Origin of the sequence: Streptomyces smyrnaeus (assembly GCF_017676345.1) — a bacterium.
Classification (GTDB): domain Bacteria; phylum Actinomycetota; class Actinomycetes; order Streptomycetales; family Streptomycetaceae; genus Streptomyces; species Streptomyces smyrnaeus.
Map to the genome: position 1 here is coordinate 59,522 of NZ_JAFFZM010000032.1, position 6,000 is coordinate 65,521.

Genomic DNA, 6,000 nt, shown 5'->3' on the forward strand with positions numbered 1-6,000 from the left:
CTGCGAATGCGACGACTCGCATTCACTCTGCGTAGTTCCGGCCGTGTGGGAATCCTTGCATTCCAAGGCGAACGGGTGGGGGGTGACCCGGAATCGGCCGCCTTCCGGACCGCAAGCGTATAGCAGGCCACTGTCTGTACGGGTTACCAAGTCGCCGAACCTGCGAATGCAAGGTCGACGCCCATTGGGCGATTACGCAGCGTGGGCACCATCCCTTGACGTTAAGGGGTGCTCATAGACGACCGGCGATTAGCTCCCGCCGGTTAGGGGGTGGCCGCTCCCGAGGTTTAGTCCTTTCCCTCGGTTGTAGCGGCACCCCCACTTTTGAAAGGAATTGGACTTGAAGAGAATCACAGTTGCCGACGCCGCCCGCTATGTGGCCTTGCTCGCTGCCATGCTTATCAGTTTCAGCACCCAGCGAGAGCTAGCCATTTCGCACGGCGTGCCCGTTGCCGTTGCCCCGGCCGTCCCGCTGGCCATTGATCTATTCATGGTGTGGGCCGTCCGGTCACGGCGGGATATCGCGCTGTCTGTGGCCGTTGCTGTGGCCGCGAATGTGGCCGGTGTCCTCACGGCTGAATCTCTGTCCGCTGTGGGGACTTGGGTGGCCGCTGGTCTGCACGCGGTATTCCCGCTGACCGTTTGGCGGATGCACCGGGCGGACAGCGCTACGGGGCCGTCTGAGAGCGTCGCGGACAACCAGCCGACCGAGGAGACCGGCGAGCGTCCGGGCGTCCCGCAGATGGCCGGACAGAGCCTTTCCGCTATGCCGGACAGTTGGCCGCCCGCTGATCTGTGGTCCGATTTCGAGGACAGTGCACCGGCCGCCGAGGACGAAACACCGGCCACCCCGCCGAGTGCTGCGGACATTCGAGCGGCCATCAAGGTTCTTGAATCCCGCCATGACCGCAAGGTGACCGGCCCCATGCTGGCCGACCATTTCGGCGTGTCCGATCGCACCGGCCGCCGCTATCTCGCTATGGCCGCCGAGGAGCCCGCGAATGCCCGGTGACTCGCTGTTCGTACAGATCGACCTAGACCACAGCGCGCGGAAGCGATGCCGGGAATGCGGCCGACTCCGCAGCGTGCGCGTGTTCGCCATTGACTTGAATTGGCCGGATCACCGCAACCCCCGATGTGATGATTGCGAGGAGTACGAGAATGCCTAGTTACCGCGTCTGTCGCCGCCCCAGCTGTGCGAGCGAATGCCCCCCGCAAAAGAACCGAGGAGCTAGCCCTTACTGCAACGCTTTGTGTCGCTGCTGGCATCGGTCGTTTTTGGCGTACAACGAGAACGGGGCGGCACCCGGACGGGACAGCGCAACGGATGCTGTCCTGTTCGCTGGCCTGCTTTCACTCGGCCTGAATGAAGGAACGGCCCCGGTCGTGCGTGAGCTATTCGACGCTTACGGGCGGGCCCGATGAGCAATCCAGGTATGTGCCAGCGGCCCGGCTGCGAAATGCCCCGCCGACCCCGACCTGACGGGCGGAACAACCGCCCCTATTGCGGTTCACGGTGCCGCCAATGGCACCGAGCGTTCGTAGCTTTCAGCGAGGGTGGTGCATCGCTCGGGCGTGACGCACAGAAGGACGGCGAACGGTTCGCCGCGATCCTCGCTGACGGCGTGCGGGAATCGCGCAATGTTGTGGTGCTACGAGAGCTATTCAACGCTTACGGGCGTCCGTGACCGTGGCACACAATGACCACCCCTGAACGTCAAGGGGTGACCCCCGATGACCGGCCCCGCTGCGGGTTTGGTCGTCGGGGGTTTTTTGCGTTTCCGGACACCTTGGATTCTCAGGCCGCAGCGTCGAGAACAGCCCGAACCTCAGGTACTTCGGCGTACTCCGCAAGCCGGGCCAGCACCACCCGCACCCGTTCCGCTGTTCGCTCGCTGGCCACGTCCGCCGACAGCGAGATAACCCGTTCCGCCGTGGCCGCCGCTTCCTCGGGTTCGTTCGCGTCGGCGTAAGCAACGGCAAGCCATGACAGGTAAAGGGCTAGCTCTCGCGTGTGCGTTGCGTCATACCGGCCGAGCACATCACGCAGCAACGGGACAGCGCGGAGAGGCCGCCGCAATTCGGTGTAGACGCGGGATTCCATGACTTGCAATTCCCCGGCATCCACCCAATACAGGTAGGCCGGTTCCTCGGTTTCCTCGCTGTCTGCGCTTAGTGCTTCGCTCGCTTCCCCGAGTGCGCGCATTGCTTGCTGTGCATTCTCGGTTCCGCCCGCTTTCGTGTGCGCCCATGCCACCCGATCTAGGTACAGCGCACGGGCCTTTGGGGGAGCGTCCGGCCCGGCCCCGTCGAGAGCTGCGCGGGCAAGCGTGAGCCCTTCAACTTCCCTTCCCGTGTTGGTCAGTTGATAGGCCAGCGACCCGGCGAGATTCCCGGCTAGCGTCCGGTCCTCGGCTTGCGTCGCTGCACTGAGACCGAGCCGGTAAATGCGCTCCGCTTCCTCGTGCTGTCCGGCGTCGCTGGCAATCCACCCGGCGATCTGTGCCAACTCCCCGATTTGCACAAGTAGCTGACGCCCCGTCAGATCGGTGTATGAGTGTTCCCGGTACAGCCGGACGGCCCGCCGCAATTCCCGCAGTGCGGGCCGCATGAGATCCCCACCGGCTAGATAGTCGTCGGCAAGCCGTAGGCCGTGCACTCGCTGTTGCATGTCGTCCACCTGGCCCATCCCGAGACGGCCCCCTGTACGGGCGCTGAGGGGCGCTAGCGGGTCCTCGGCGGGCAGGAAGTCGGCCAGCGTCGGCAAAGGCGGTTCAGCGGCCGTCTGTGGCGTTGTGAGGACTTCCACGGGGACGGCCAGCGCAGCAGCGAGGAACGGCAGCCATTCGCGCGGCTTTCGCTTCCCGGTCTCCCACCGGCTGACTTCCTGACGGCCGACCGGCTCACCGGCAATGCCAGCGGCCCGGCATACCTCCCGCCCTAGCCGTGCCTGACTCCATCCAAGCCGGTCGCGCTCTCGCCGGATGTTGGCCCCGATTCCGCTGCTCATGCGTCCAGTCTGGCCGACAGTTGGCCTACACGTGGCCGCTAGTCCTAGATCGACTTCGGCCGGAATGTGGAGCGCATGACGGAGCCGAGGAGATACGCCAGCGCGCCGGTTGAACTTCCGTTGCGGGAACCGCTGCTGGAACCAACACCCGTGGACGGCTGCGCCGGTTGCCGGGAACTGGCGAATGTCCGGGACCGTGCCCGAGCGGGTGGCGACTGGACGACCGTGTCAGACGCGAATGTCCTTATGCGGAAGCACCCCGAGGGTCATTGATGACGACCGCCCCGGAGCGACCGGCCAGACAGTCGCGTAAGCCCTACGTCGTTACCCGCAGACCACAGCGCCAGAATGGCGGCCGGACTGGCGGGGAACGCCCGTTCAACCTGTGGACGTACGGGGACCTATGCGGCCTCTGTGCCGGGCACCGCGCCATTTGGTGTGACGGGTGCTGCGGATTCGCCGGATGCGAGTTATGCAACTTCACCTTTAAGCGACCATGCCCCGTCTGTGTCGGCGGGGATGCCGAGCCGATCCGATGGTGACCCGCTGGCGGCTCGCTGCGTTCACGCTGTCCGCGTTCCTCGGGTACTTCCTGGCAGCCGTCCGCTGATCTCCCGTCCCTCCCGTGACAGCGGCGGCGCTGAGCGGTAGGGGCGGGTTCGTCGGCCCCGTCTGTGCGCTTCCCCCGTGGCGCATGGGCGGGGCTTTCTCGTGTTCGTTTCCGCTGGTCAGGCAGCCGAGATAAGGTGTTGTTCTGTTGGTTCACGCCCACCAGATCGCGAAGAAGACGGCGACATAGCCGACGAGCCCGTCCCCGACGTGTCCTTCGGCCAGCGCGTGGTGGAGCTGGGCGGCAGCCTGCGAGACCGCCACCACGAACGTCAGGTCGAACAGCAGCTCCAGGGGCGTGGCCGCCCGGTGCTCCTCCCCAGGGTCCCGGCCGCGCATGGCCCGGCGCAGGGGCCCGGTCCGCTCTGTGAGGTTGTCGGCTGCGCTCATCCCGCGTCTCCCACCGTGTGTGCTCCCTGCCGTGTTGTCACCACCCTGGATAGCCCCTCACAGCAGCAGGCCTGCCGAACGACACCACAGGAAGCAACCAGAACGGCAGCACAGACCACGGGTGTGCGGCCGCACAGCCGCCTCGCCCCGATAACGGGATGAGGCTGTCCGCATAACGGTCACGTCACGCTCGCTGGCAGTTTCATCAGCTACTCGTCGTTATGTGATTTACATCACCCATGAAATCGCAATGACATGCTAAAACAACGCAACTCCGCAACCGGCACCACCCCTCGCCGGCCCTGCGGAGGACCGGTACCGACATCACTACCAGGGCGATCGTGGTTCGAGTCCGCGGACCGATTCCCTCACCTCGCCGATCGGACGACGGCGTTCTGCTCCATGTCCGCTCACCGCGGCGCAGTCTCCCATGCGCCGGCCCGCCCCACAGGTGGTAACCACATTGTCACTCGACTCCATAACGAACTCCGTCGACAAGGCCGTCAGCGACTTCGTCGAACCCATCGCCACCAAGATGGGAGAAGTCGTCTTCTACGCCGTTCCGATCGGCGGGACGGAAATGCCCCTCATCGTCACCTGGCTCGTCGTGGCCGGCCTCGTGTTCTCCGCCTGGTTCGGGCTGATACAGATACGCAAATTCCGCCTGGCGGTGGATGTCGTAAGGGGCAAATACGACGAGAAGGGGTCCACCGGTGAGGTCAACCACTTCCAGGCCCTGACCGCCGCGGTCTCCGGCACCGTCGGTCTGGGCAACATCGCGGGCGTCGCCGTCGCCGTCTCCATCGGTGGCGCGGGTGCGACCTTCTGGATGGTCCTCTGCGGCTTGCTGGGCATGGCCACCAAGTTCGTCGAGGTCACCCTCGGCGTGAAGTATCGCGAGGTGCACCCGGACGGCACCGTCTCCGGCGGCCCGATGCACTATCTCCCCAAGGGGCTCACCGAGCGATTCGGGCGGAACGGCAAGATCCTCGGCCGGGTTCTCGCGATCCTCGCCTCGGCCATGGTGCTCTTCTTCGGCCTCTTCGGCGGCAACCTGTTCCAGGTCAACCAGAGCTACGCGCAGCTGGTCTCCGTCGCGGGCGGCGAGGACGGCGCCCTGGGCTCCTCGGCGGGCGCCCTGTTCTTCGGCATCCTGATCGCCGCTGTCGTGGGCATCGTGCTGCTCGGCGGCATCCGCTCCATCGCCACCGTCACCAGCCGGCTGGTCCCCGCGATGGCCGCCATCTACATCGCCGCCTGTCTCGTCGTCATCGTGGCGAACATCGGGGCGGTCCCGGACGCGATCGTCGAGATCTTCGAGGGCGCCTTCAACCCGCAGGGCGTGGCCGGCGGTATCCTCGGCGCGCTGATCATCGGCTTCAAGCGGGCTGCCTTCTCCAACGAGGCCGGACTGGGCTCGGCCCCGATCGCCCACTCCGCGGTCAAGACGAAGCACCCCGCCAGCGAGGGCCTGGTCGCCCTGCTGGAGCCGTTCATCGACACCGTGGTCGTCTGCACCATGACGGCTCTCACCATCGTGATCGCCAGCCCCGAGAGCTGGACCAAGGCACGCACGGACGAGTCCATCGGCGGTGTCACCATCACCTCCGACGCGTTCGAGACCGTACTGCCCTGGTTCCCGTACGTCCTCACCGTCGCGGTGATGCTGTTCGCCGTCTCGACCGTGCTGACGTGGGGCTACTACTCGCAGAAGGCGTGGCACTACCTCCTCGGCCGCAGCAAGGTCAGTGACCTCACCTTCAAGGCCGTCTACACGCTGTTCGCCGTCGCGGGTGCCCTGCTGACCCTGCAGACACTGATCGACCTGGCCGACGCGGTGCTCTTCTCACTGGCCGTCATCAACATCATCGGCCTCTACCTGCTCGCCCCGGTGGTCAAGCGGGAGCTGAACTCCTTCCTGGAGTTCGTCCGCGCCCGCAAGGCTGGTGAGCCGGACGGTTCCGACAAGGACGCGAAGTCGGTGGAGACCA

General features: G+C 65.7%; 4 protein-coding genes and 1 pseudogene. 3 read left to right on the forward strand and 2 right to left on the reverse strand.

Annotated elements, in window-relative coordinates:
- Window positions 1–340: 340 nt before the first annotated feature.
- Window positions 341–1,012, forward strand: a complete 672-nt coding sequence (locus JW613_RS32895) for a transfer protein spdA (protein WP_245226690.1) — start codon at window positions 341–343, stop codon at window positions 1,010–1,012.
- 786 nt (window positions 1,013–1,798) lie between these two features.
- Here JW613_RS32895 and JW613_RS32900 read toward each other — a convergent pair.
- On the reverse strand, window positions 1,799–3,010 hold the full coding sequence (locus JW613_RS32900; protein ID WP_209214522.1) for a helix-turn-helix transcriptional regulator: 1,212 nt from the start codon (window positions 3,008–3,010) through the stop codon (window positions 1,799–1,801).
- 75 nt (window positions 3,011–3,085) lie between these two features.
- Between JW613_RS32900 and JW613_RS36190 the strand changes: the two genes are divergently transcribed.
- On the forward strand, window positions 3,086–3,283 hold the full coding sequence (locus JW613_RS36190) for a hypothetical protein (protein WP_245226691.1): 198 nt from the start codon (window positions 3,086–3,088) through the stop codon (window positions 3,281–3,283).
- Between the two features lie 492 nt (window positions 3,284–3,775).
- On the opposite strand, the pseudogene JW613_RS32905 reads toward JW613_RS36190, so the two are convergent.
- Window positions 3,776–4,009 (reverse strand): annotated as a pseudogene (locus JW613_RS32905) (low temperature requirement protein A); the annotation flags it as partial.
- A 463-nt stretch (window positions 4,010–4,472) separates the two neighbouring features.
- Between JW613_RS32905 and JW613_RS32910 the strand changes: the two are divergent.
- A partial coding sequence (locus JW613_RS32910; protein ID WP_209214523.1) for an alanine/glycine:cation symporter family protein occupies window positions 4,473–6,000 on the forward strand: 1,528 nt, incomplete at its 3' end.